This is a genomic window from Sphingobium xenophagum NBRC 107872 (assembly GCF_000367345.1).
Taxonomy (GTDB): domain Bacteria; phylum Pseudomonadota; class Alphaproteobacteria; order Sphingomonadales; family Sphingomonadaceae; genus Sphingobium; species Sphingobium xenophagum.
In genome coordinates, this window is record NZ_BARE01000016.1 from 38,250 (window position 1) to 62,147 (window position 23,898).

At 59.6% G+C, this 23,898-nt stretch carries 27 protein-coding genes; 12 read left to right on the forward strand and 15 right to left on the reverse strand.

Features of this window, described 5'->3' with window-relative positions; genetic code table 11:
* Positions 1-32: 32 nt before the first annotated feature.
* A complete protein-coding gene (locus SX1_RS08895; protein WP_019052712.1) occupies positions 33-1,139 on the reverse strand; it encodes a FecR family protein in 1,107 nt (368 codons plus the stop codon).
* Positions 1,139-1,672, reverse strand: coding sequence for an RNA polymerase sigma factor (locus SX1_RS08900; RefSeq protein WP_019052713.1), 534 nt, complete (start codon positions 1,670-1,672; stop codon positions 1,139-1,141). The genes SX1_RS08895 and SX1_RS08900 overlap by 1 nt, the downstream gene beginning before the upstream one ends.
* Positions 1,673-2,047: 375 nt before the next feature.
* On the opposite strand from SX1_RS08900, the gene SX1_RS24200 reads away from it, so the two are divergent.
* Entirely contained in the window at positions 2,048-2,236 is a 189-nt protein-coding gene (locus tag SX1_RS24200) for a hypothetical protein (protein ID WP_157410140.1), read from the forward strand.
* Positions 2,237-2,247: 11 nt separating this feature from the next.
* On the opposite strand, the gene SX1_RS08915 is transcribed toward SX1_RS24200, so the two are convergent.
* From SX1_RS08915 to SX1_RS08955, 8 genes are all read right to left on the reverse strand, one after another.
* On the reverse strand, positions 2,248-2,796 hold the full coding sequence (locus SX1_RS08915; protein ID WP_019052714.1) for a hypothetical protein: 549 nt from the start codon (positions 2,794-2,796) through the stop codon (positions 2,248-2,250).
* A gap of 349 nt (positions 2,797-3,145) precedes the next feature.
* The gene (locus SX1_RS08925) at positions 3,146-4,075 is read right to left on the reverse strand and encodes a nucleotidyltransferase domain-containing protein (protein ID WP_019052716.1); all 930 of its coding nucleotides are present in this window, start codon (positions 4,073-4,075) and stop codon (positions 3,146-3,148) included.
* Positions 4,076-4,117: 42 nt separating this feature from the next.
* Positions 4,118-4,495, reverse strand: coding sequence for a type II toxin-antitoxin system VapC family toxin (locus SX1_RS08930; RefSeq protein WP_145206704.1), 378 nt, complete (start codon positions 4,493-4,495; stop codon positions 4,118-4,120).
* A gap of 16 nt (positions 4,496-4,511) precedes the next feature.
* Positions 4,512-5,252, reverse strand: coding sequence for an AbrB/MazE/SpoVT family DNA-binding domain-containing protein (locus SX1_RS24650; protein ID WP_217996404.1), 741 nt, complete (start codon positions 5,250-5,252; stop codon positions 4,512-4,514).
* Positions 5,253-5,334: 82 nt separating this feature from the next.
* Positions 5,335-5,919: a JAB domain-containing protein gene (locus SX1_RS22510; protein ID WP_019052719.1), complete on the reverse strand. Its 585-nt coding sequence runs from the start codon at positions 5,917-5,919 to the stop codon at positions 5,335-5,337.
* Positions 5,907-6,401 (reverse strand): hypothetical protein, encoded by a 495-nt coding sequence (locus SX1_RS08945; protein WP_303620895.1) that lies wholly within the window; start codon positions 6,399-6,401, stop codon positions 5,907-5,909. The genes SX1_RS22510 and SX1_RS08945 overlap by 13 nt, the downstream gene beginning before the upstream one ends.
* Positions 6,401-6,745 carry a hypothetical protein gene (locus tag SX1_RS22515; protein WP_019052721.1) on the reverse strand — a complete coding sequence of 115 codons (345 nt, stop codon included), beginning with the start codon at positions 6,743-6,745 and terminating at the stop codon, positions 6,401-6,403. Before SX1_RS22515 ends, SX1_RS08945 begins: the two co-directional genes overlap by 1 nt.
* A 59-nt stretch (positions 6,746-6,804) precedes the next feature.
* Positions 6,805-7,356, reverse strand: coding sequence for a helix-turn-helix domain-containing protein (locus tag SX1_RS08955; RefSeq protein ID WP_157410142.1), 552 nt, complete (start codon positions 7,354-7,356; stop codon positions 6,805-6,807).
* Between the two features lie 523 nt (positions 7,357-7,879).
* Between SX1_RS08955 and SX1_RS08960 the strand changes: the two genes are divergently transcribed.
* Positions 7,880-8,203, forward strand: coding sequence for a sigma factor-like helix-turn-helix DNA-binding protein (locus SX1_RS08960; protein ID WP_157410144.1), 324 nt, complete (start codon positions 7,880-7,882; stop codon positions 8,201-8,203).
* Between the two features lie 29 nt (positions 8,204-8,232).
* Positions 8,233-9,108, forward strand: coding sequence for a DUF7146 domain-containing protein (locus tag SX1_RS25120; protein ID WP_043145500.1), 876 nt, complete (start codon positions 8,233-8,235; stop codon positions 9,106-9,108).
* Positions 9,109-9,165: 57 nt separating this feature from the next.
* On the opposite strand, the gene SX1_RS08970 is transcribed toward SX1_RS25120, so the two are convergent.
* Entirely contained in the window at positions 9,166-9,441 is a 276-nt protein-coding gene (locus SX1_RS08970) for an HU family DNA-binding protein (protein ID WP_019052725.1), read from the reverse strand.
* Between the two features lie 149 nt (positions 9,442-9,590).
* On the opposite strand from SX1_RS08970, the gene SX1_RS08975 reads away from it, so the two are divergent.
* Together SX1_RS08975 and SX1_RS08980 are read left to right on the forward strand one after the other, a co-directional pair.
* Positions 9,591-11,630, forward strand: a complete 2,040-nt coding sequence (locus SX1_RS08975) for a ParB/RepB/Spo0J family partition protein (RefSeq protein ID WP_019052726.1) — start codon at positions 9,591-9,593, stop codon at positions 11,628-11,630.
* Between the two features lie 108 nt (positions 11,631-11,738).
* The gene (locus tag SX1_RS08980) at positions 11,739-11,996 is read left to right on the forward strand and encodes a type II toxin-antitoxin system Phd/YefM family antitoxin (RefSeq protein ID WP_019052727.1); all 258 of its coding nucleotides are present in this window, start codon (positions 11,739-11,741) and stop codon (positions 11,994-11,996) included.
* A 169-nt stretch (positions 11,997-12,165) separates the two neighbouring features.
* Here SX1_RS08980 and SX1_RS08985 read toward each other — a convergent pair whose 3' ends face one another.
* A complete protein-coding gene (locus SX1_RS08985; RefSeq protein WP_019052728.1) occupies positions 12,166-12,831 on the reverse strand; it encodes a UPF0149 family protein in 666 nt (221 codons plus the stop codon).
* Positions 12,832-12,960: 129 nt separating this feature from the next.
* Here SX1_RS08985 and SX1_RS08990 point away from each other — a divergent pair, with 129 nt between their 5' ends.
* A complete protein-coding gene (locus SX1_RS08990) occupies positions 12,961-17,241 on the forward strand; it encodes a strawberry notch-like NTP hydrolase domain-containing protein (RefSeq protein ID WP_019052729.1) in 4,281 nt (1,426 codons plus the stop codon).
* A 100-nt stretch (positions 17,242-17,341) separates the two neighbouring features.
* Here the strand turns inward: SX1_RS08990 and SX1_RS08995 are convergent, their stop codons facing one another.
* Entirely contained in the window at positions 17,342-18,241 is a 900-nt protein-coding gene (locus SX1_RS08995; protein WP_019052730.1) for a Ros/MucR family transcriptional regulator, read from the reverse strand.
* 187 nt (positions 18,242-18,428) lie between these two features.
* Between SX1_RS08995 and SX1_RS09000 the strand changes: the two genes are divergently transcribed.
* From SX1_RS09000 to SX1_RS24205, 5 genes are all read left to right on the forward strand, one after another.
* Positions 18,429-18,914, forward strand: coding sequence for a hypothetical protein (locus tag SX1_RS09000; RefSeq protein WP_019052731.1), 486 nt, complete (start codon positions 18,429-18,431; stop codon positions 18,912-18,914).
* Complete coding sequence (locus SX1_RS22520) at positions 18,907-19,566, forward strand: hypothetical protein (protein ID WP_019052732.1); 660 nt, start codon at positions 18,907-18,909, stop codon at positions 19,564-19,566. Before SX1_RS09000 ends, SX1_RS22520 begins: the two co-directional genes overlap by 8 nt.
* 44 nt (positions 19,567-19,610) lie before the next feature.
* Positions 19,611-20,309, forward strand: coding sequence for a hypothetical protein (locus tag SX1_RS09010; RefSeq protein WP_019052733.1), 699 nt, complete (start codon positions 19,611-19,613; stop codon positions 20,307-20,309).
* 117 nt (positions 20,310-20,426) lie between these two features.
* Positions 20,427-21,245, forward strand: coding sequence for an N-6 DNA methylase (locus tag SX1_RS23755; RefSeq protein WP_255209723.1), 819 nt, complete (start codon positions 20,427-20,429; stop codon positions 21,243-21,245).
* 32 nt (positions 21,246-21,277) lie between these two features.
* Complete coding sequence (locus tag SX1_RS24205) at positions 21,278-21,619, forward strand: hypothetical protein (RefSeq protein ID WP_157410146.1); 342 nt, start codon at positions 21,278-21,280, stop codon at positions 21,617-21,619.
* Between the two features lie 51 nt (positions 21,620-21,670).
* On the opposite strand, the gene SX1_RS09025 is transcribed toward SX1_RS24205, so the two are convergent.
* Complete coding sequence (locus SX1_RS09025) at positions 21,671-22,222, reverse strand: type II toxin-antitoxin system VapC family toxin (RefSeq protein ID WP_026149612.1); 552 nt, start codon at positions 22,220-22,222, stop codon at positions 21,671-21,673.
* Positions 22,212-22,484, reverse strand: a complete 273-nt coding sequence (locus SX1_RS09030; protein WP_019052737.1) for a hypothetical protein — start codon at positions 22,482-22,484, stop codon at positions 22,212-22,214. Before SX1_RS09030 ends, SX1_RS09025 begins: the two co-directional genes overlap by 11 nt.
* 183 nt (positions 22,485-22,667) lie before the next feature.
* Here SX1_RS09030 and SX1_RS09035 point away from each other — a divergent pair, with 183 nt between their 5' ends.
* Positions 22,668-23,864, forward strand: coding sequence for a hypothetical protein (locus SX1_RS09035; protein WP_026149613.1), 1,197 nt, complete (start codon positions 22,668-22,670; stop codon positions 23,862-23,864).
* Positions 23,865-23,898: the final 34 nt, after the last annotated feature.

Genomic DNA, 23,898 nt, shown 5'->3' on the forward strand with positions numbered 1-23,898 from the left:
CATTGGGAGTAGCGACGAGCGGGTTGCGCCAATTATGATGGCATTCGACAATTTCCTTTCGACGGCGTGGAGCAGTGGCGCGCAAGATGAATGGAACTGGGGCTGCTCATGACGACTAAGCCCAGCATGTCTCCGAGATTTCGCGCCAGCCGTGCGCTATCAGAAATACGAAAACTTCCCGATACGCGAATATCCTCGATATCGGGTGCCTCGCTGACCAGCGGAATAGAAGCATAGCGGTTTACTTCTGCGAACAGATCCCCAAGGCGAACATTCGTGAAATTCCTCAAGCCATTGGGCCAGTCGCTGTCATTAACGTCCACCTCTCTGATCTTTGTGGGCCGGGCGATGGTATCATTCTCAAGTTCAACCTGCTCGCCAGGGATGAGTTGGACTGGCCGCTGGAGAAGCGCCACTTTGGCCGCGGTTTCGATCTCGACGTCAACAGCGCCTCTTACCAGCCGAACGACAACATGGTTGCCCGGCAGAAGGTCGACGTCGAATATCGTGCCTCGAGCTACAACCTTCCCGCGGCCGGCATGAACCGTGAAAGGCCTGCTCTCATGGGCGACGGTAAAGCGCGCGCGACCACGTAATAGTCGGAGGCTTCTTTGGATATCGTCAAAATTCACCAGCACAAGGCTGTTTGTATCGAGCGTGACGACGGAGCCATCCTTAAGATGAAAGGATTTAATGTCGCCGGTGGCGGTAACAAGCGTTGCCACGGCCTGATCGGAGAACCGTGAAGCGTCTTTCGTGGCGAACTGGGTCGTTGGCTCGTCTCGAATGGGGGCACTCCGCGCCCAATGCGCGACAAGGGCTGTCGCTCCGAGCAAACCGACCAGTAGCAGGGCATATTTTGTTGCTTTCGTGCGAGACCGGTTTTGCCGGGTGTCGATGTCAAGCGCCTCGCTCATGGTCACGTCCGCATCTTCGGGCAACTCCTTCAACCGCTTGCCGATACTGTAGGCTTCGGCGATGCGGTTGTAGGCGGCACGGTGAAGCGCGCCACGCGCCAGCCACGCCTCGAAATCCTTTCGCTTGATCTGCGCTTCTTCCTGGTCGCGCATGATCGCGAACCAATCGGCGGCCTCCTCCCTAAGTTGGCCATGGCGACGCGGCGGCTCGGTGTCTTCCATTATTCCTGTTCCAGGGCTGCGTCGATATGGGCGAGGGCGCGGGCAACATGATATTGCACAGTCGGGATGGAAATTCCCATGTTTTGCGCGATCTGCCGGTAGGTCAACTCGTCGACACGATGTGCCAGGAAGATTTCTCGCGTTTTTTGAGGAAGCTCCTCAAGTGCGCGCCGGTAGACCCGCATCACGTCTTCGGCCTCGATGCGGACGGCCTGGTCCGGCGGTATCGCCAGTTCAAAGTCCTCGCCGATCGGCACGTGGAAGGCCGCGAGGCGTGTCTCGAGTCGTTTGTAGCGATCCAGTAGGAGATTTTGCGCGATGCGCTGGAGATACGCGGCTGGTCGGGGAAGCTCGGCTCTGGCCATGCACCCAATGAGGCGGAGAAAAGATTCCTGTACGAGATCACCTGCATCATCCCGCGAACGCAAGCGCGCCTGAAAATAGCGTCGCAGCCGCGGCGCCTCAGTTTCGTAGATATGCCGAATGTCACTGACATCCGGTCCGGCATTTTGCTGAGCAGCATCCTGGCTCATCCCGTGTGGGGCGTTGCAATTATTTGACGACATGAAATCACGGTTCCTCACAGCACGGCAAAGATCCCCTGGCCCAAGCCAGGCGTTATCTTGAGTGAGGTGAGCCGTATCGCTGTCGTAACAGAACAACGTCGGCGCTCGACCCGCATGTCGAGCTTCGAGATACCTACAGGACAATCCTGCGAGCGACTGCCATAGTCCTCTCGCATAGCGATCATGCCTTGGTATCGGCGTTCGATCAAGCCCGGTCGATTAACGTCCAACCGGCATATGTGGCTGCCGTCGCTTGTGGGAGAAGTTCCAGCCGGTCCCCTCCATTGAGGCGTTAATTGACCGGAAAGCGCATCGCATATAGATATGTGGGTGGAGTTAGACATGCAGAAAGTTGATCAATTCGATTCGCTTGATCGTCGGCGCGAGAAGCAGCGCGCCCGCGAGCAGGATGATCACGACCTGAGATCTGGTGTCATCTCGCCCGAGGCAATGGGGCAGCGCAACGGCTTTTTCTCCGGCATCGATTTTTCGCGCGCCTCTGTGCGCCGTTCGCGGCGGGGCGCCGCCTGAGCGACAATCACTTAGATCCAGCCGCCGTTCTCGATATTGCTTCCCATCTTGTTCTGGAGGATGGCGCATTCGTCATCGGCGGACAGGCATTGAACCTCTGGGCGGAATTCTATTCCGCAGCCGACGAGCTTCATCTCTACCGCCCATATACCTCCAAGGATATCGACTATTTTGGACGGCGTGAAGCCGCGCAAAAGTTGGCGCAAGCGCTCGGAGGCAAGCTGCTTATCCCAGGGATCGACAATCAGACACCCGAAACCGCGATCGTTGAGGCGGTGGTGGACGGGATAGCCATTCGTATTGATTTTTTGGGCCATGTCCTTGGCGTTAGGCCCAAGGAGCTGACGGCAGGCGTCGCCGAAATCATCGTGCCTTATGAGCGAGCTGGCTTCGCAGGGCAGGTTGCCATCCCTGTGATGAATCCACTTCACTGCCTGCAAAGTCGGATCGCCAATCTGCACATACTGAAACGACCAGATGATACCGCCCGACGGCAGGCTGCAGCAGCTCCCATCGTGCTGCAGGAATATATCAGTCACGCCCTGCGAGACGGCGATCATCGGGAGGCGACCCGTACCTTGCAAGGGCTGTTTCGTTTCCTCTCTCGAGATCCGTCAGGCCGGCAAGCGCACCGGTTGGCAGTCCGGGACCCCCTCGACGTCATGGTAGCGTTTGTGGATGATGACCGGATCGACGCCCGCTACCGCGAGAAGATATTGAAGCCTGCCATTGCGAAAATTGTGAGACAGCGATCGGCGTTTGGGCGTGCGATCGCTGGGCTTAGCTTCCGCCGGGAGAGATAGTAGGAGAAGATCAGGGATCAGCTCGCCCCGCAGCTACAAGTCTCACGATCTCCTTGTGCCGCTCAGTACCATACTATCTCTCCTTCGGCCATTTCCCTTCAATTGCTTATTTCACCGCGGCTTCCGCATCGATTTTCAACTTTGCGATGCGCCCAGAGCATACCTCATGCACAAGCTCTCCGAGTATCTGAATTCTGCCTTGAAGCCAGACTAGCTCTTCGGACGAAATCTCAAAATGCTTCGAATGTTGGCCCTTGCGATAGGCGTCCTTCAATTTTTGATACATGGCACGTTCCGCGTGCGTTGCGCGAGGCCAGGCATCAAAGAGCCGCCGGTCCAAGCCTTCAGCCATGCCCCTGAGAAATACGATATTCGTACTCCGTGGAGCATAGAATGTGAGGGTTGTCAGAACGCATCGGTAAAGCTTTTCAGTCGCCTGGTGAAAATCAAACGCTGAATCGCTGAGCCAATTCCTACTTTGGCTTATCTCTGCGAGTGCAAAACGTCTCATCGCGGCTGGAAACAAATCTTCAAAAAATTCTTTGGCCATAAGATAAGCTTGATCAGGCGTCTTGGGCTTGGCTTCTGCCAGCGGTCGATCATCAGACTGGTAAAGGATCACGCCATCCTTGGCGATCTCGGTGAACAGAAGCCGCCCATGAGACAGGCCGTCATTCACCTGCTGCAACGTATGGACGATGAAGTTGACCGGCGTGCGGATGATTTTCTCGACTTGATGGGCGTCGAATAGGCGTTGCTCGGTCTCTTCCCAGTAGAGCACGCCATCGGTCAATTCCTTCTGATTGACGATCACCAGGATGTCATAGTCGGAGGTGAACTGGTTGGCATCGAATGGTGCATCGACCCAATCGCCCCTGGCATAGGATCCGAAAAGGATGACCTTGAGAATCCGCGCGGACTTGCGTCGTCCCGTTGCCTCTTGTGTCGCCTCGCGAAATCCCTGGAAGAGGATCTCCACAACGCGATCGAGTTCGCGCTGCTTGGACATCGGAAGATGATTGAGGTCGGTCCGCATCAGTTCAATCTCTAATCCTGTTATCAACGCCCGCCATGCGGGTCACCGGACCCGTTCTACCACGACACCAAAGTCGAGTGTCTCCCATGCCCGGTCAGCCGTCACTGCAATCGCTTCCCTACATAGTGCCAGCGCCAGACAGGAACGAGCACCAAGAGACAAGCCGATACTGCGCGTATCGCTGTGCAATTTCCCGCCGACGTCAGCCTGGTTTCGATCGACCGGTACGACGTCGATGTCCAGCGCTGCCAGCATCGTCTGCGCCTCTGCAAAATCGACACCTTGATCCGCAAGCATTGCCAACACCTCATGGTAGTTTACCGCCGACACCAGAGCACCGCTCAATCGCTTCTCCACCTGATCCGAGCCGGGTTCGCCAAATAGGAGACATAAAAGCGCCGATGCATCAAGAGCATACACGGCATTGGGCCTTTTGTCAGTCACGTGCAGCCTCGGCTCGCCGCTCGGCAATCAACGCCTCGGAGACGAGGCCCTCATTCGGCGCGAAGGCGCGTAATCGTTCCTGCGCCTGTCGCAAGGCCGTACGCGCTGGTCGTATACGAACTTCCTGGCCAGTGAGTTCGAAGAGAACCGTATCACCACTCTGCAAACCCAGAGTGCGGCGAACATCGGCGGGAAGGGCTATACGCCCCCCTGCAATGACCTTGCCTCGCAGGACAGTCATGGCACATCTTTCCTCGCTGGTGCCGATGTGGCGGCTATATCTTATTGGGCTCTTCGGTATCACGCTATTTTCAGGCGTAAATGCGGAGATCTCGTCGCCGAGGTTGATGCAATGTCCGATCAGGATATCGATCGCTTCATCTAGCGCCTGTTTCGTCAGGTCAGCCAGTTTCAGATCAGTGCACCTGCCATCGACTGGGTCATCCCCACGCACCAGCGCACCGAACTCCTCCAGGCGCGTCGAGCGACGATGCGCTGTTGATGATGCATGGTCCGTGGAAAGACACGCCTGATAAATTCTTTCACCCTCGATCTCGGCAAGATAGACTTGGAGCAAAGAACCCAGATAGGGACTGGACGATAATTTGCGCCCCATCTTCTTAAGGATTGCAGCTTGCATTTTCAGGATGGTTCGGCACGCGATTGCCCGGCAGGATAGAGGCCAGCCGCCTCGATCGCGAATCTGCGCCGATATGTTCGACGCGGGCATCATCCATGACTTCCGATGGAGCGAAGGGAAGACCACTCTTGCGTCCATCCTCTGCCGGGCATGTCTGAAAGAAGGCCGGTGCCCGTCATAAATAGCCCGCCATTCGAAAGCTCGTCGTGCCTTTTCGCGCTACGACCAGATGATCATGGACGATGACGCTGAGGCTGGATGCTGCCTTGGCGATCCTTTCGGTTAAATCCCGATCTGCCAGGGATGGCCTGGAGCAACCGGAGGGATGATTGTGGACGAGGAGAATCGCTGTTGCCTCCAAGTCCAGGCAGCGTTTCAGGATTTCGCGGGGCCAGGCCTGAACGGCCGATACGGTTCCAACGCCCATCACCTCGTCCGCTATCAACTCGTTGCCCGCATTAAGGAACAGAACCCGAAACCGCTCGATCGGGTCATAGGCCATTTGCGCCCTCAAATAATCGAGCAAAGACTGATCGTTGGATAATATGGGCCGCTGCATCAGGGGAGCCCTCAGCATCTGTGTCATCGCACGCCGGAAGCTCAGGAAGGTTTGCTCGACCTGGATCGAGCCATCCAGCAATTCGATCCTTGCCGCCGAGCGTGCTGAGACAGCCTCGCCAAGAGAGCCAAATCGGGTAAAGAGGCGTTCTGAAAGTTCCTGCGCGCGATCAGGGCAGGTAAGGCCGATCAGTTCTTCCAAGGCGCGTCGACACCCAGATGCGTCAATCGCATCTGGTGCCGCCAGGTGGCGATGATCAGGCCCAGTTGGGCGAACCAACTCCATACCGCCAGCGCCTGCATGTAGGCACGGGGAACCACAGCTGGTGCAACCATCAGCGCTACATGAATGACGACTTCGGCACCCAGCATCCCGGCGATCCAGATCGGCCAGAAACGGGTGCTCCGAATTGAAAGCCATAGGAAAATGCCCAATATCAGCAAATCGATGATCAGGATGCCGACTTCGACTCCCTGAAACCGGATCCCGAAAGGCGACGCGACAAACACAGTCAGGCTTGCGCCGCATAAAAGCGTGGCCGCACCGATACGTTCGGGTTGGCCGCCCTTTATGAAGGCATAGGCGCTGCTCAGAAGCAGAAGAGCCAGAAACAGAGCTTGTCGCGTCATGACGTAAAGGAACGACAAAAGTCCCGATCCGTCAATTTCTCTCGACGAAAGCATCACACCGCTCGGAGATGCTGTCCCTGGGCGGGCGACCCTGCCCTTGCCACCTTGAGAAGGTCGCCATAGCTGGTCTCCGGTAATCCCATTGCGTCACTGGCATGTTTGAGATTGGCGTGGGTGGTGACGATCTTTTCGCGCGTTTCTGCAACAAGCAGCATGGCCGAGGCGGAGCTTTGAATGGCGTCCTGGCCGATCATGGCCGAGAGGCGGGCATCCAGCCGCGCGAGCGGCAATGCCGCGTTGAGTTCGGCGATACGCGCAGCTGCGATGTCGATGGCCTCTTCGGCAGCGAACAAACGCTCGGCAACATGTTTGGCGACGGATTGGCGTTGAGCACGCATGGTTTCTCCTTCCCGCCCATCAGGGCAGGCTATGGTGATGGATTTGAGGATTTGCCGCTCTATTTTGCCACGAGGTCGTTGAGTACCAACAGGAGGGATATTCCAGCCCCTACGGCAAAGAGCATCATGGGAGTGAGGATCGCGAAGGCGATCAGGGTGGAGGGTCCATTCAGGTCATTGCGTTGCCTCCCGGCTACGCGGAGTGGCACAATGTCGAGCAAGGAGGAGGGCTGTTTGCGAACGCCATATGGGCGTTGTCCTTCTGCGAACAGATCCTTGAGTTCCTCGTGTGTCGGCCGTGCGTCCGCCTTGGTTTCGATGGACGCATTTGACTCGCAATTGGCGCCGCCGGGAATAGTCATTGGATAGGGGGGTATAATCTGCCCCCCCTTGCCAGCCTCCCAATCCACGAAAAGCTGGGCTGCTTTCCATCGCGACACGTTCCCAAGTATCTGCCGGGTTTCGAGAATATGATTGTTTACTGTATGAGGGGACAGATTCAGGACCCGCCCGATCTCTTTGGACGATAGGCCTTTGGCGGCTTCTCGCAGGCAGTCGCCCTTGCGCGTGCTGAGCCGTTCAAGCCGGTCCGAATAGTCTTCCTCGTTCAAGGGCGTGTCCCTTCGCCAGTTCATGGCAACCGGAAGCGGCGTCCTCTCCAACCATATCATTCGAGTTTATTTTGCCGTCAGTATCCGGTTGCAGCCATTCTGTTTCAAACAAAAACCTTTCGAAAACATAATCGTTCTGCATCCGGTTTAACAGATTGTTTTGCAAGCAATCCAAACCGGTCACGCTACGACAGCGACGCCAGAGGATCATAGCTGGAGATAGGCTTGGCGCTTCACCAACCTCTCCCATGGTCGCCGGACACAAGACGGTCGGCCGGGCGCTGCTCTGCAGCGATCGAGCCTCGCGAAGGAGGGAGGGGGCAAGGCGAGCGGAAGAACCCAGAGGGATCCAGTTGCCATGCAATACTTAGAAGTCCGTGCTCTTCTGCAAGACATCAAAACAGATCTTGTGACCGGAGGCTGGCCGCCATCACGCCGTCGGCGTCGCGCGCATCTGTTGCGGCGTCTCGATGCCATTGCAGCGCTATTGGACGCGGGGGCGCATCCAGCAGTCGCAGTCGCCATGACCAGACTGGAAGGCGCGCCGGTCCTGCGCATCGACGCAGACGAGGCCTATATCGAGGAGACGCCTGAAGGCGTGTGGGTCAGTGGATGGATATGGGTGGAGCAGCAAGCCTTGGCGTCCTGCGATGCCATGCGAATGATGAAGTTGCGCAACGCGATTGCGGATTTGCCGCAGCAAACGCGCGCCGTTTTCCTTGCCCATTGCGTCGAGGGTTCTGCCTACCCGGCGATAGCCCGCAGACTGAGTCTCGAAGTTGCTGAGGTCCAGCGCGAACTGGCGTCGGCGCTTTTGATACTTTCGCAGGCCCTCGACGAAACATGAAGGATAATTCGCCAGGGCGGCTGACAACAATGAAATCTCTTGAACTGAAATTTCAGGGCGAAGCCCTTTGCCGAAAGCTAGGCGGAACATGGCAGAAAGATCGCGGTCTATGCCTGTGTCCGGCCCATGATGACCATAATCCCAGCCTGTCTATCCGTGTTGGCAGAAGCGCGCTGCTGTTCAAATGCTTTGCCGGTTGCGACACGAGAGACGTTCTGCGAGCAATCCGGCATTTACGCCTGCCTTTTGCGGACCGGCACATTTCCGATTTGTCGCGCAACGTGCCCTCGCCTCACGCGGGTGCAGGGCCAGCCCTACGCATATGGAACGCATCCGCATCCCTCGTGGGCACGCCTGCGCAAAGCTACCTGTCTGGGCGCCTGCTCACGCCGCCCTGGCATGATCTGCGCTATAATTTACGCACGCCGCTGGGACGAGGCAGCCGCGCGCTGTTCCGGCCCGCCATGATTGCAGCCGTGCGGGAGAGACGACGGCTCGTCGCCATCCACCGCACCTTTATTGATGCCGCAACCGCCACCAAAGCAAAGGATCTGGCCGATCCCCGCATGATGCTCGGACGTCCGGGGCGCGGCGCGGTACAACTCATGCCTCCCGCTTCGGTGCTCGGCCTCGCCGAAGGCATCGAGACCGCGCTGGCGGCGATGCAAATGCACAAGATCCCGGTATGGGCGATCCTCGGGACAGAACGGGCCGGACATATTCTGTTACCTGATCGGCTCGAGCGCCTCGTCCTGCTGTTCGACCGGGATGAGGCTGGATGGAAAGCCAACAAAAATGCGCGCCTCGCCTATGAGCGTCCTGGCCTTGAGATCATCAGCGCGTGGCCGCCGCCGCCCAATAATGATTGGGCGGATGTGCTGGAAGGGCAGTCACGCGCTGCCTGATTACCATGATGCGGCTCCGCTGCCCTGCACCTGTCGGCAGCAGGGCAGCGATATTGGTCAGCCGTTGAGACGGTCCTTGATCGCCTTTGCGGGCGTGAACGTCAGCTTCTTGGACGCCTTGATGGCGATAGTTTCGCCGGTTGCCGGATTGCGGCCCTCGCGCGCCGCTGTGTCCTTCACCTTGAACTTGCCGAAGCCGTTCAGCGAAATTTCGTCGCCTTTGGCCGCCGCGTCGGCAATGACCCCAAACAGGGCGTCGACGAGTTTGCGTGCGTCAGCCTTGGTCAGTTCATGATCGGCGCTGAGCGCTTCAGCCAGCTCGGAATTGTTCATAAAACGTCCTCCTGAAATTATGCAGCTGCCGTGTCTAGCGGCACGGCACCGTGCCGTCACGCCCCAAACCGGTGCAAACGAAAGGAGAGGGGGAGGGCGGCGAATGCGCGGTTCGATGTGCGGGCCGCAGCTTTTGCGGAGTTTGTTGCATGACCAAGCCATCCATCCTCGTCCCGGCAACCCATCTCACCAAGTCGCCCGTCAATGTGCGCAAGCGGACCGATCCGCGCGCTGACGCTGAACTCGAAGCCAGCATCGCCGGGCATGGCCTTATCCAGAATCTCGTCGGCGTGCCGGTTTCCCGTAAGAAAGGTCATTATCGCATCACGGCCGGGGGCCGCCGCCTTGATGCGATCCATCGCCTGATCGAGAAGGGAACGCTGCCTGCCGATTATGATGTCCCCGTCCTTGTTCTTGCCAAAGCGAAGGACGGCCGCGAAATCAGCCTTGCTGAAAATTATGACCGGCTGCAGATGTCGCCTGCCGAAGATTGTCTGGCATTTCGCGATCTGATCGAGGTCGAGGGCCGCAGCACGGCGGAGATCGCCAAGCGCTTCGGCATCGAGGAACGTTTTGTTGTCGGGCGCCTGCGTCTCGCGAACCTCGCCCAGCCGATCTTCGATGCGCTCGAGGCTGACGAAATCACGCTCGATGTGGCCAAGGCCTATGCGACGACCGCCGACACCGCCCGTCAGACGGCGATCTGGGAGTCGCTACGAAGCAGCTATTCCCGCGACAATGTCAATGAAATCCGGCGGGCGCTCAATGGCTACAGCTATCGCGCAACCGATCCCAAGGCCCTGTTGGTCGGGCGGGATTCCTATATCGCGGCAGGTGGCCGTGTCGAGGACGCGGACCTGTTCTCCACTGCAGCCGACGAGCGCTGGATCGACACCCATATTCTCGATGATCTGGCGGAGACGAAACTCGCCGCGCAGGCCGAGGCGCTGCGTGAGCGCGAAGGCCTGGGGGAAGTGCGCATCGTCACCGGCGCGCGCATTCCCTATATGGAGACCTATGCGCTGCAACCGCTGACCGGCGTCGCCGAACCGCTCACGCAGGAGCAGGAAGCGCGTAAACAGGAGATTGAGGAGGAGATTGCCGAGATCGAACTGCTTGCCGGAAACGAGCCCTATGAGCCGGAAGAGGATGAGGAACAGCGCTATGCTGCCCTCCAGGCGGAACTCACGGCGATCATTGAGCGCGAGGTTGTGATCGATCCTGAGCAGAAAGCGACCGCTCTTGGCTATGTGGTGCTCGGCCAAGACGGCACGCCGCAAATCCATCATCAACTCTATATCGCGCCGGTGTCTGACGAGGAGAGCGGCGAGGCCGATGATGACGGCGAAGACGGCGACGATAATGCCAGCGTTGAAACGCAGGAGAACGATACCGCCAATGACGCTCGCCCGGTGATGAGCCAGCGCCTTCGCGAAATGCTGGCGATGATGAAGACTGAGCTGCTTGCGGTCCACGTCGCCAGTGACCCCGCATTCGCGTTAGATTTGGGCACCTTCATCATGGTTGATCGTGAGTCGCGTCTGGCGTCCTTCGACATGCCGAGCGATCTGCGGGCCTCGGTGCCTTCCCGTCTCTTGCCCGACTTCAAGCCGGAAACGGCGGCGGCGGGTGAATGGACGAAGCTTGATGGGGCGCTCGATCGGAGCTGGCTCCACCACCAGGCCGTTCCAGATCGTTATGATGCCTTCTGTACGCTGCCCGACGATGCACGTGCGGCCTGGCTCGGATGGGCGATCGCGCGCACGCTTCATGCCGTTCCTGCCGGACGACGCCAGGCAGGCTTCCTCGATCATCTGGGGCGCAAGCTTGGGATCGATGTCGCGGCCTGGTGGCGGCCGACGGCGCTCACCTATTTCGACAAGCTGACCAAGCCTGGCATCCTCGCCTTGTTCGAAAAGATTGGCGGACTGGAACTTCGAATGCGCTATTCCGGGTCGAAGAAGCACGATCTGGCCGCATCGGCCGAGCGGCTATTTGGTGGCGATGTCATAATCGAGCCCGAAATCCAGGAACGGGCGCTCGCCTGGCTACCCGACGAAATGCGGTTCGCTGCCCCGGAAAACGGCGAAGAGCCGACCTCGCCCGACAATAGCGGGCACGACCTGGCGGACGTGGTGAACAAGGAAGGTGGCAACGAAGGCGACCAAAGCTTCGCGCAAGCCGCCTGAAAATGGCCGGGGGCACGGCTTAGTCCCCGCCCCCGGTTTCGGCCTTGGATGGAACTGTGCAACGGTCTAAAATGAGCCGCTGCTCTTAATCGCCAGGGATAATGGCCTATGCATATTTCCATATCTGATGCGGCGGGCCAACTCATCGACCTTGTTCGGCGCGCGGAGGCAGGGGAAGAAATCATCCTGACCCGTGAGGGGCACGCTGCTGTCCGTCTTGTTCCGGTCAATATGCCTACTGACAGGGCCAGTCGCCTCGTTTTGCTGGAAGAAATGCGCTTGGCCGCCACAGCCAAGACGACAGCTGGCCCCAATGCGGCAAATAGCCAGGACTTTCTTTATGGCGATGAGGGCATGCCCGGATGATTGCGGTCGGCACGTGACAGAGCGAACGTGTCTGCTGCTTTTGTCGGAGACGATTTCAGCTGGGGCGGATATCGATCGCCGTTTAACTTCATCGGGTTGACGGGTTTGGAAGCGCGCAGAGGAAGACCCAGCTGACGGTCATGCCGCGCCCGCAGTTGTCCGCGATCATTTAGTTCAAACCGCAGCACTTCTTATATTTGGCGCCCGACCCGCAGGGACATGGATCGTTACGCCCCGTCTTTTCGCGCTTGATGGTGCCCGGTCGGTAGGGGTCATTTTCAATCCGCCACTGGTGCAGCATCTCGACCCAAATCGGGATCAGGTCAGGTGCTTCCCGATCCCATTGGTCTTCCGCAGTGAGAGTCAGCTTATTCGTACCATCAGCAAACGAGCGAAGTTCGCGAATACCCTCGATCGCGGCGCGGCAACCGGGATCATCGTCATTGAGGACACGCTGCCAGCCCGAAGGGGCAAGATCCATCGCCTGTCCAAAGCCCTCGATCCACATCTCCCACAATGTCTCGTCCGACCGTGTGTCGATCTCCAGCACCGGTTCGAAGCTGGCCGGCTGACCCAGGCAGGCCAGGATGACATGATAATGGTGCATGATGAGGTCTGTGAAATGCTGGAAACCGCCCATTTCACTAAACTGCAGCATGCCCGTGCCGTCATCACCAGCCCAGATCTTCTTCAGCCATTGGCTGGGTGCAAGCAGATCGGGGCTGACGAGGATTCCGGTGAGGAAGCCGTCCAGCTGCGACAGCAGCATGCAATCCTCGCCTTGATCAAGCAGCAGCCGGTCGAGTTCGCCGAGATAGTCGAGTGGAATAGCCATGCTCTTCCATAGCCTCGAGCCGATCCCCCGTCACCGGGTCTGATCTATCCTTCCTGCACAGTCAGGGGCCGGAATGAAGGAGAGCGGGAAAGGGAGAGCCGGATTGTCCTATTCTCGCATGAGGTGCCCATGACCTTGCCCCAACTCGCTTTGTCGCAAACCCACGACGCGCCCGCACGCCTGTTCGAGGTTGCCCAGTCCCTTGCCCACCGCCTGCGCAATGGCGGCATGGTCAATCGCCAGTCCCTCAAGCGCATGATGGCCCAGGCGTTCGGCGAAGATGATGCCGGCGGTGCATGGTTGATGCGCGATGCATATGATGCGCTGGAAACCGCGCAGGTCTTGCACCTCGCCGATCCGCAATGCGCGCTTCTGGCAGGAACACCTGCCGACATCTTCCAACGACTGCGGCAATTTGAGCGCGGATTGCCCACACAGACCTACCGCTCGGAAAAGCAGGTCGAGCTCCAGCAGTTCAGCACGCCCCTCAGCATCGCCTGGCTCGCAGCCATGGCGGCACGCTGTCGCTCTGACGATATCCTGCTCGAACCCTCGGCCGGCACCGGCATGCTGGCAGTCCATGGCGCACGCGCAGGCGCGCGGCTGCTGCTCAATGAGCATGATCCCGCCCGCGCCGACCTGCTGTCTCGAAGCTTGGGCGAGATCGTGACACGCCATGATGCCGAACATATTCAGGATATGCTGACCACCGAGCAGATTCCCACGCTGGGGCTGATCAATCCTCCCTTCAGTCGGAGCGTTGGCCGCGGGATCGATCGCCATGCCGGCGCGCGCCACCTGCGCGGCGCGCTTGCATCTCTCGCACAAGGCGGGCGATGCGTCGCCATCATGCCGACAAGCTTCTCGCCAGAAGGTTCGGCTGCGCTTGGCTACAATGTAGTCGCGGAGCTTGTGCCGCCCCGCATCGAAATCGCCATATCGGGTAGCCCCTATGCCAAACATGGAACGGGGATCGATGTGCGTCTGCTGATCTTCGACAAGGGATGGATCGGCGTGCCGGAGCGTCACGTCGCCTGCAACATCGAGGCAGCACTGGACCTTGTCCTCGCCATCCCTGATCGGCTCGATCCCCTGCAGTCTCCACCTTTCCTTGCGCAGCCAGCCGTTGGTCTTTTGCCTTCCCGACCAGCCACTAATGTCGCGCGAGGAGCCCTCTTTGGGCATATGAGCGGGCAAAGGCTTGCGCCGCCGTCGCGCGTTGCAGCGGTGGCAAAGGACGCGCGGCCAATCACATATGTGGTTCGGGAGGAGCCGCTTGCTCCCGGCGAGACCGTGGGCATCTATTCTGCCTGGCGGCCCGCACGGATCTCCATCGATGGTGCCTCCAGGCATCCCGATGTTCTTGTCGAATCCATTGCCATGGCCTCGGTGTCCCTGCCGGTGCCGCGCTATCAACCCCTGCTCCAGGACCGCGCGGCCAAGGCACTGTCTGAGGCGCAGCTTGAAACCGTCATTTATGCCGGTGAGGCGCATACGCGCGATCTTGTCGGCCGCTTTTCATCCAACCTCGCCGGCGATCGCCTGATCGAGGACAGGGAAGGCAAAGCCTATCGGACCGGCTTTTTCATCGCTGACGGTACTGGTGTGGGCAAGGGTCGCGAGGCGGCGGGCATCATCCTTGATCAATGGAACCGGGCCAATCGCCGCGCGATCTGGATTTCCATGGCCGACCTCATCGAGGACGCCCGCCGCGACTGGACGGCGCTGGGCGGGCTTGCCATCGATATTCAGCCGATTTCAAACTTTCCGCTGGGCACGTCGATCACGATGGAAAGCGGCATTATCTTCCTGACTTATGCCGCCCTGCGCTCCGCGCGCCACGATACAGCCTCGCGCCTGCAACAACTACTGGACTGGACTGGCGAGGATTTCGTCGGCGTAATCGTCTTCGACGAGTCTCACGCGATGGCGCACGCGGGCGGGACCGAGACGGATTTTGGCAAAGCGCAAGGCTCGGAACAGGGGCTTGCCGGCGTTCGATTGCAAAATGCGCTTCCGCGCGCTCGCATTCTCTACATGTCCGCGACCGGCGCGGCCAGGCCGGACAATCTCTCCTATGCTGTTCGCCTGGGGCTCTGGGGACCGGGCACTGCCTTTGCCACGCGCGACATGTTCATGAAGGCGATGGAAGAGGGGGGGATCGCAGCCCTTGAGGTCGTTTGCCGCGATCTCAAGGCGATGGGTCGCTACACCGCCCGGGCATTGAGCTTCGCGGGCGTCGAATATGAGCCGCTGGAACATGTACTGACGCCAGATCAGATTTCGATCTACGATGCATATGCCGATAGCTGGAGCATCATTCATCGCGGATTGCATGACGTGCTGGCCGAGATCGGCATCGTCGACAGAATGTCGGGCAAGACCCAGAACGCCCGGGCGCGCGGCTCAGCTCTGAGTACCTTTGAATCTGCGAAATTGCGCTTCTTTTCCAGCCTTCTTGTCAGCATGAAAATGCCCTCGCTCATCAACGCGATCGAGCAGGAGCTGGCGTCGGACAATGTAGTGCTGGTGCAACTCGCCAGCACGGGCGAGGCCATCATGGATCGGCGTCTATCCGAACTCTCCGTCCAGGAACGGGCGACGATGGACGTTGAGGTTTCGCCGAAGGAAACCCTGATCGACTATTTGAAGAATGGCTTTCCCGTGCGTCAGATGCGGGTCTTTCGTACCGACGATGGCGCGATGCGTGCTGAACCGATGATCGATGCTGAGGGCAATCCGGTGCTTTCCCGCCAGGCGATCGCCGCACGCGACGAATTGATCGAGGAGCTATGCGCTCTGCCCGCGATTCCGACCGCGCTCGACGCACTTATCGCGCATTTCGGAACCGACCAGGTCGCCGAGATTACGGGGCGCTCGCGGCGTATCGTGCCTGACATCGCCGGGCGACAAAAGGTCGAGAGGCGCAGCGCTCGGGCCAATCTGTTCGAGGTTCAGGCGTTTCAGGATGGCCGCAAGCCCATCGCCGCCTTTTCCCTGGCCGGGAGTACCGGACGATCCATGCATTCCGATCGGAACTGTGCCAGCGCGCACAGGCGCCGCGCGCATTTTCTGCTGGAACTTGGGTTCCGCATCCTCTCGGCGGTGCAGGGCTTTGGTCGTAGCCACCGGACGAACCAGCTGACGCCGCCCGTCTATCGCCCGCTCACCACCGATTGCCGCGGGGAGCGCCGCTTCCTCAGCACCATCATCCGCGGTCTGGAAGCGTTGGGCGCGTTGACCCGGGGGCAACGCCAGACCGGATCGCAAAACCTGTTCGATCCTTCCGACAATCTGGAATCCGACTATGCCCGCGATGCGCTCGTCCAATGGTTCCATCTCCTCTATGAGGGCAAGCTCCGCAGCGTCTCGCTCACTGATTTCCAGGAGATGACGGGCCTTGAGCTTTGCGACGAAGGCGGGGAACTTCTGGAACGTCTGCCGCCCATTCATCGCTGGCTCAACCGCATATTGGCACTGCGGATCGCGACGCAGAATAGCATATTCGAGGAGTTTCTGGGGTTGGTCGAGGACCGCGTCGAAGCGGCGCGTGCTGCCGGCACGCTTGACCTGGGCATTGAAACCATCCGCGCCGAGAAAGTGGTTCTGCTTTCCGACCGGCTGCTGCGCACCGATCCTGTAATCGGCGCCGAGACACGGCTTTTGCGTCTGGAACTGCACCGGCGGCCACCGATTACCAACTGGGCTGCGTTGCAGCTTATTTGCAAGAACACGGACAATACTGCCTGGCTCCGCAATGCCCGGTCCGGCCGGGTCGCACTGCGCATGCCGACATGGCCGGGACAGGACGACGATGGCAAATGGATCGAACGCTGCTATCTCATTCGTCCCAGCGGTCAGCTCCGCATGGATAGAGCGGCCCTAAAAGCCAGCCATTGGAGCGAGATCGAACCCGATGCTTTCCAGGTCTTTTGGGAGGGGGAAGTGGCTGAAGCGACGGAAAATCTTATGGTCGAAACGATCACCATGGCAACCGGGCTGCTGCTGCCCATATGGCATAAATTGCCGGAAGATGACGTGCGCGTCTGGCGGATCGACGATGGCGCGGGCGGTTCAATCCTGGGGCGCATCATCCATCCAGCGGCCGTGGAACGGATCCAAAGGGAATTCGGCCTCGATGGCGCGACAGTTCCTGGTCCCGACGAAATGATCGAGGGTGCGCGTTCGGTGGAGGGAGTGTCGATCCCGGGTCTTGGTCCGGCCAGACTTGCCCGGGTTCATGTCAACGACAGTGTGCGCCTCGAAATACGAGACTATCGACCCGAGGATCGGACCTGGTTGAAGGCTTGCGGAGCGTTCAGTGAGGTCGTCGCCTTCAAGACCAGGATTTTCCTGCCTCCTGACCGTGCGGGCGACATCCTTGCCAGGATTATGGCAGAGCGGAGCTAGTCTTCGCCGCGGTGCGCCACATCGCGCGACCGATGATGCTCGCAAGGTCAGCGGTCAGACGAGATATGGGTTGGATTAACCCATATCTCGTCGGTGACCATTATTCCGTAGATGTCGGTGCTGGAACAGGCGCTTTCTTCTGTTTCACAGCGGATACCTGCCGCCCTGCGCCTTTCGGCTTCGTGGATGCTGGAGCCATTGGCGGCGCGGCCTTTCCAGCTGTCCCTTTCCCGGTAGCTGGCTTGGCGGGTTTGGCCCTTGTGGGCTCTGCTACTGCGGGTTCCACCGGTTCCTTCAGGGCGGCTGTCGGGGCCTTCGCAGTTCGCGGTGCGGTTTGTACGCCCAGTTTCTTTCTGGCAGGCTTTATTGCCGCGGCTTCTGCTTGTGCGGGCACATTCGCAGGTTCAGGCTTTGGCTCGGGCGCAACGATTTCGGCCTGTTCGCTGGGTTTGGCAGCGGCCGCCTTGCCGCGGCCGCGCTTGGGCTTAGCTTCCGTCGACACTGCCGGTGTGGCTTCGGCAACCGGTGTCGCTTCGACAACTGGCGCCGCCTCTACCACGGGTGATGCTTCCACTACCGGAACCGCATCCTGTGCTTTCGCGCCAAACCGCCGTCCAAGGCCGAGCTTTTGCGCGACGGTGCGCCGCTGTTCCGAATAGGCAGGCGCGACCATGGGATAATCCTTGGGAAGCTTATAGCGCTCGCGATATTCGGCGGGTGTCATTCCATTGACCGCCAGATGCCGCTTGAGGGTCTTGTACTGCTTTCCATCGAGCATGCTGATGATGTGTTCGCGTGAGCCAAGGCTCTTGCGGATCGATACAGCAGGAACATGCTCGGGCGCCGCTGGCACTTCCACGTCGGCCTTCCGTTCAAGCGCGCCGCGGGTCGCTTCGATGATGCCAGCGATGTCGCCGGCCGGAACCTGATTATTGGAGAAATAGGCGCTCAGTATCTGCACCGTCATTGCGGTGAAATCAGGCTGCTCGGTATCGGCCACGAAAGGACTCCTGGTTGAGAAACGAATGGAGGATGCCGGTTATCGCCGGACTGGAACTGCGCTGTAGCTAAGCGGGAATCTGCAGCTCATGCAAGACGGGAATGAGTGACGGTCATACGGTCCGGTAAAGGGGAGGGGGTGAGGATGGAGAGACCGACTGGAGTCCAGTAACTACGAAAGGCATGTCATGGCCGACCATGTATCCGCGCATATCATGATAGGCGGTGTGCTTCCCCGTTCGCAATACCCCGTTCTCGTTCAGGCGATCGGCAACGACAATGCGGCTGTCGACTGGGACGGAACGCCCTTCGATCCCGCCTGCCTTCCCGTAAATGATCCTCTCACCTTGATGGATCACGAAGTGGCCAATGGATGCTTCGAGACAATCGAATTATGCTGTCGACGTCTTGGCCTTCATTATGTCCGATGGTCGGGCGGATATGCGGGAAGCTTCCCCTCTGTCCGCGTCATTTACAGGGGCCATGGCGAACCGCGACACTATCTGACGACTGAAGATGACCAGCAGCTCTTCTCGATCGAACGCATTCGGGAATTGGGAGGCATCGCGGCAATCGAAACTGACTACCAGCTTGCACGCCAGAACCCGCCGCCGCTGGTGCTCATCGATGAAGAACCGATCGATGAAGCAATGATGGAGCCGGTCCATGGCTGACCATTATGTTCAAGCTTCCTTCGCCTTCACCTGCATGGCACGTGAAGCTGCGTTGATCGAGGAGGCGTGGCAGCACGCGTCCGATCTATTGGGTGATTTTGCCCCGGGGGAACCGAGCGCTGAATTCTTCGCCGCCTTCATGCCGACCGATCTCGCCAATCCGTTCAACGGCCTGCTCGAAATCTTCGATGATCCCGACTTCCCGCATTTCGGGGCTGAGATCGAGATTGCGGGTGCAGCCGAGTGCATCGTCGCCATTTATGGCACGACCGACTTCCAGCCTGGTCCGATTGCTGAACTCATCCGGCGCTGTTGCCAGGAGAGCTTGCAGACCGCGCCTGTCGGGTTCGACTGGAGCTATGGCTGTTCGCGCCGTCGCGACAGTTTTGGTGGAGGGTGGTGCGCGATATTTGCCGATCATGTCGAATTTGCCAGCACCCAGGAAGAGCTGGCGCGCCGTTTGGTCCGATATGCAGTGGCGCCACCGGTGGAACTGCCTGATCCATGGATCGACTATCCACAATATCCCTCGGCCGATTGGCAGGCCGAGGTCGCCAACGGCGACACGCGTCTTGGCTATCTCGACTGGGCTCTTGCCCGAAATGAAGCAGACCACAGCGTGCCTCCCTCAATGGAAATGCCGTCGGCCTGACGCACTCGCCCCTCCAAATCTGATCGAGCCATAAGGATGACATCATGACCGACGCTAACGCGCCGGGCGCGTCCGCGCGCCTGTATAGCCAGACCGACCATGACGAACGCGGCAACTTCCATTATGAAGGCGATCTCTACCGCGCCGGCGAAGCGTTGCCATCGCTCGCCTCCCGGATCGATCGCCAACTCGCCCAGCATTTTACCGGCACCAGCTTTGCGATCCGCACCGAGACATTTGCAGGCGGACGCAAGGTCATCGCGGAAATCCTCGATACCCCGGACGACCTCACCGGCCGTGAAGCGCAGGACGCCTTCATTGTCGAGGTGCGCGATCAGATGGAACGGTTCGGGTTCACGCGGACCAATCCGTTGCAGGATTTCTGGTCATGCAGTTTCTACAGCGAAGCGCGCATCGGCCAGGCCTATTGGGCGGCATTGGCAAAACGTCAGGGTATCCGCAATCCCGTCGATACGGTCCTGTCATTAGCGGCATTCAAGAAGCGTGTAAAAGCCGGTGATCGGCTGAAGCTTCTGGACGCACCGTCTGGTCATCGACTTCTTGGAACGACCCGCGACATCACCGAAGTGCGCTCGGGCGACCTGATCCTCGAAGGTCGTTCCTACCTGGCCTTTCCCAGGGCCTCCGCCTTCGCCTGCGACGGCCGCCTGATCCGGATCGCCATCGGTTCGCAATATGGTCCTGACGATCATCTTCTCTACGAATGGCTAAGGGCTTCCTGAGCGCCATTTCCTCTCCGCCGAAACGCCGGTCGGACGCAAACAGGGCTTGAGAAGAAAGCCCGTCGCTGTTCGGCCCTTCGGCGCCGTTCCATCTCACCGTCAATTGCGGAGGCATTCGTGCACAAGCCGCATGTCAAAGCCATGGCGGCGCTCTTGCGCCGTAGCCAGCCGCGCCATGACCTCTATACCGTCTTTGGTGACTGCATGGAGGCGATCGCGATCGCCATGGCGAACAGTATCGACCTGCGCGCCCGCGCACCGCGCGAGGCTCGTTATCGGGATATTGTCGGGCGCTACCCGCGCGAAATCGTCGACTTGTTCCCGCAACTTCTTGCCGGGCTGGTGCAGGCTCTCCAAGCCGGGCCTGGCGACGTGCTGGGCACTCTTTTCCACGAGCTTGACCTTCACAGCAAGGCGCGGGGGCAATATTTCACACCCTATGCGCTCAGCCGCTGCATGGCGCAGGCCACTCTGGGCAATCGCGAAAATGTGGAAGCGATGATCGCGCAGCATGGCTTCGTGACCGCCATGGAACCAGCATGCGGCGCGGGATCTATGGTAATCGCGCTTGCCGAGGCCATGCGCGATATCGGGCATAACTATCAGCGGCACCTTCATGTAACGGCGATCGATATTGATCCGCGTGCGATCCACATGGCCTACGTTCAACTCTCATTGCTTCATATTCCAGCACATCTCATGGTCGGAAACGCCTTATCGGGTGAAACATGTGACCATTGGTTCACCCCGGCGCATATATTGGGGGGATGGACCGCTCGGCTCGCCCTTCGCCAACGTTGCGGACCCGTGGCTGAGACCGCCCAACGCGCGACCATCGCTACCGGCCCGATTTCACCATCACAAGGCGCCGTTCCGCCATTGTACGAACCCCGGGCATCGCAGCGATCCATGCCGCGACAGTTGAGCCTCTTCTGACCTTCTCACGCCTGACATCATAGGAGATTGGCATGTCCCGACATGTCCATATCGACGCCCTGGGCCGGATGACGTCCGGCACGGCAATCATAACTTTGGCCATCTGCGGACCGCGCGGCGGATTACGCGCCGTCGAGGATATTTCGATCGATGAAGCCGAGAAAATGGTGACGCAACTTCAGGCTGCGGTCGCTCATGCTCGAGCCGGGGCCGCCATCGCTCCAGTTGATCGTTTCATGCAGGACGTCATCGACCGGCTCGCCGATCAGGGGCTCGCGCTCGATCCTTCCTTCCGTACATGGTGTGCCGACAATCATGGCCTGCTCAGTCCACGGCAGGCCGCTGAACGCTGGTGCTGCTGGCATGTTGCCTGACCGATCCTGGCGGTCGCGAGCATGGTCGGTTTCCCGCACCTATGTGACGGTTCAATACAGGATGACGCCCGTCCCAGGAATGATCTGATCCAGTAAATCGAAGTCGCGTCGGTTTCCTGTCAGCAGGTCACAGCCGGTCGCTGCCGCCTGCAGAAACAGCAGCGCATCGTTGAGCAGGGCGATCGAATGGGGTTGGGCGCAAAGCCGTGTGACCATGCCTGCCAGCATCCCTGCCTCTCCGAACATGCGGGAGGAGGGCGCGCTGAGGCGATGCTCCGGGATATCGTCGATGGTCCGTCCCAGCGTCTTGAGGACCGACGCGGTGCGTTTGTCGGCCGGATCGAGCGCGCCCATCAGGTGGGTCATCTCGGCAAGCGCCACGCAGGAATGATTGACGATCCGGTTTTCCAGCAAACAATCTACTTCAATCGGTGTCTTGCCCTGAAGCACATCAATATAGACGCACGTGTCGAGCAGAAGCTCGCGGCCTATGACAGCGGCCTTGTGAACAAGCGGCAATGCCTCTTCGGGTCGTCGCGACAGCCTGGCACCAGATCGCTGCGGCCTGATCCTGCGCAGTGAGGCCTTGCGATCAAATCCCAAGCGCAATATCCGCAGGGATCGTGCCCTTTCGGCGCACAAGCCTGGCTCCGAAATCATCCTCAAGCGCCACTTTGGCGAGCGCATATTCGACAAGATCGGTGGTCGAGGCGATGCCGCTGCGCATCTTGGCGCGATCGATGAGTTCACGCGGGACACGGGCGCCGACCGCGCTGTTCGTGCCCGACAGCAAACCCGCCGCCTTGGCAGCGGCCACGACCGCTCCATGTCGCTGGGACAGATGATCCTCGTGCTTCGTCGCCATCACGGCCTCCTTTCGTTGAACATATACGCCAATTTGTAAAACATACAAGCCGCCGTCGTACCTGCCGCCGCCGGTCGGGGTCTCGTGAACCCGATATCGCGGTACGCGAAGGGAAGGGAGGGGCGGGGATGTGACAGGGGCCGTGAAGCACCTGTCGCTCTGCATCTCAAGGAGACGATTTCCATGGCGACCCTTGCCCCCATGAACGAAAGCCCCCGCGTGACGGCGCCCTATCGGATCGATGTATCGCGCGGACGCATGAGCAGCCGCGTATCCTCCGAGTGGTTCTCCCGTCCCGACGACGAGAAATATCTCTCGCTGACCAGTCTTTATGACGCCGTGCGCGGCCGCGCGGACCGTGCGACCACGCGTATCGTTGAAAGCCGGTCGATCCGGGTCGAGGCGAAAAGCGACAATCCAGAGCGGCTGATGCTGGTGGCGCCTGGCGATGATCGACCGCTTGCCCCCACCAACTGGTCTTTCGGCCAGGTGGCAAGTCTCGTTGGTGCCCCGGCCTCTTATCTGCGCCAGCTTCCTGCCGCACTTGCCGGCATCAACCTGCAGCATGGGTTGATCAACCACCGGGGCGAACAGGTTAAACTGCTCCAGACCGAGAATGGTCGCACCGAATTGCGCGCGGCGACCGGATCGGAATATGGCAGGATCTTCGACTGGGAACTGGTCCAGGCGGTGATGGCCTTTGCCGGCGATGGCGTCGGCGACACGCGCTGGAAGGTGCCCGGAACCATCGATTGGGGCAGCATGACCTACAACCCTCATGTCGATATCACCAGGGAGACGACCACGCTCTACGCATCGGACCGGGACATTTTCCTGTTCCTCGTGGACGACACGCACCCTATCGAGGCTGGCAAGCTCCCTAATGGCGATCCCGACCTTTATTTTCGAGGGTTCTACGCCTGGAACAGTGAAGTCGGCTCCAAAACGCTCGGGATCGCGACTTTCTATCTGCGCGGCGTATGCGCCAACCGCTGTCTGTGGGGTGTCGAGAATTTCGAGGAGGTCAATATCCGCCACTCGAAATTCGCCGCCGCTCGTTTTGCGCATCAGGCCGCGCCGGCGCTTGAGCATTTCGCAAACTCTTCGCCATCGCATTTCATCTCCGGCATCAAGGCCGCCCGCGAGCGGATCGTCGCGCGCAAGGACGAGGACCGCGAACCCTTCCTGCGCAAACGCGGCTTTTCGAAGGCCGAAACGGCAAAGATCATCCAGACCGTGCTGGCTGAAGAAGGCCGTCCGCCTGAGTCCATCTATGATTTCGTCCAGGGTATAACGGCGCTGGCCCGATCGAAGCCGCATCAGGACAGCCGCCTCGACCTGGAAAACAAGGCCAGAAAGCTGCTCGAACAGGCGCTCTGACGCCCGGCGATACCACTGCCATTCCTGCTCCACC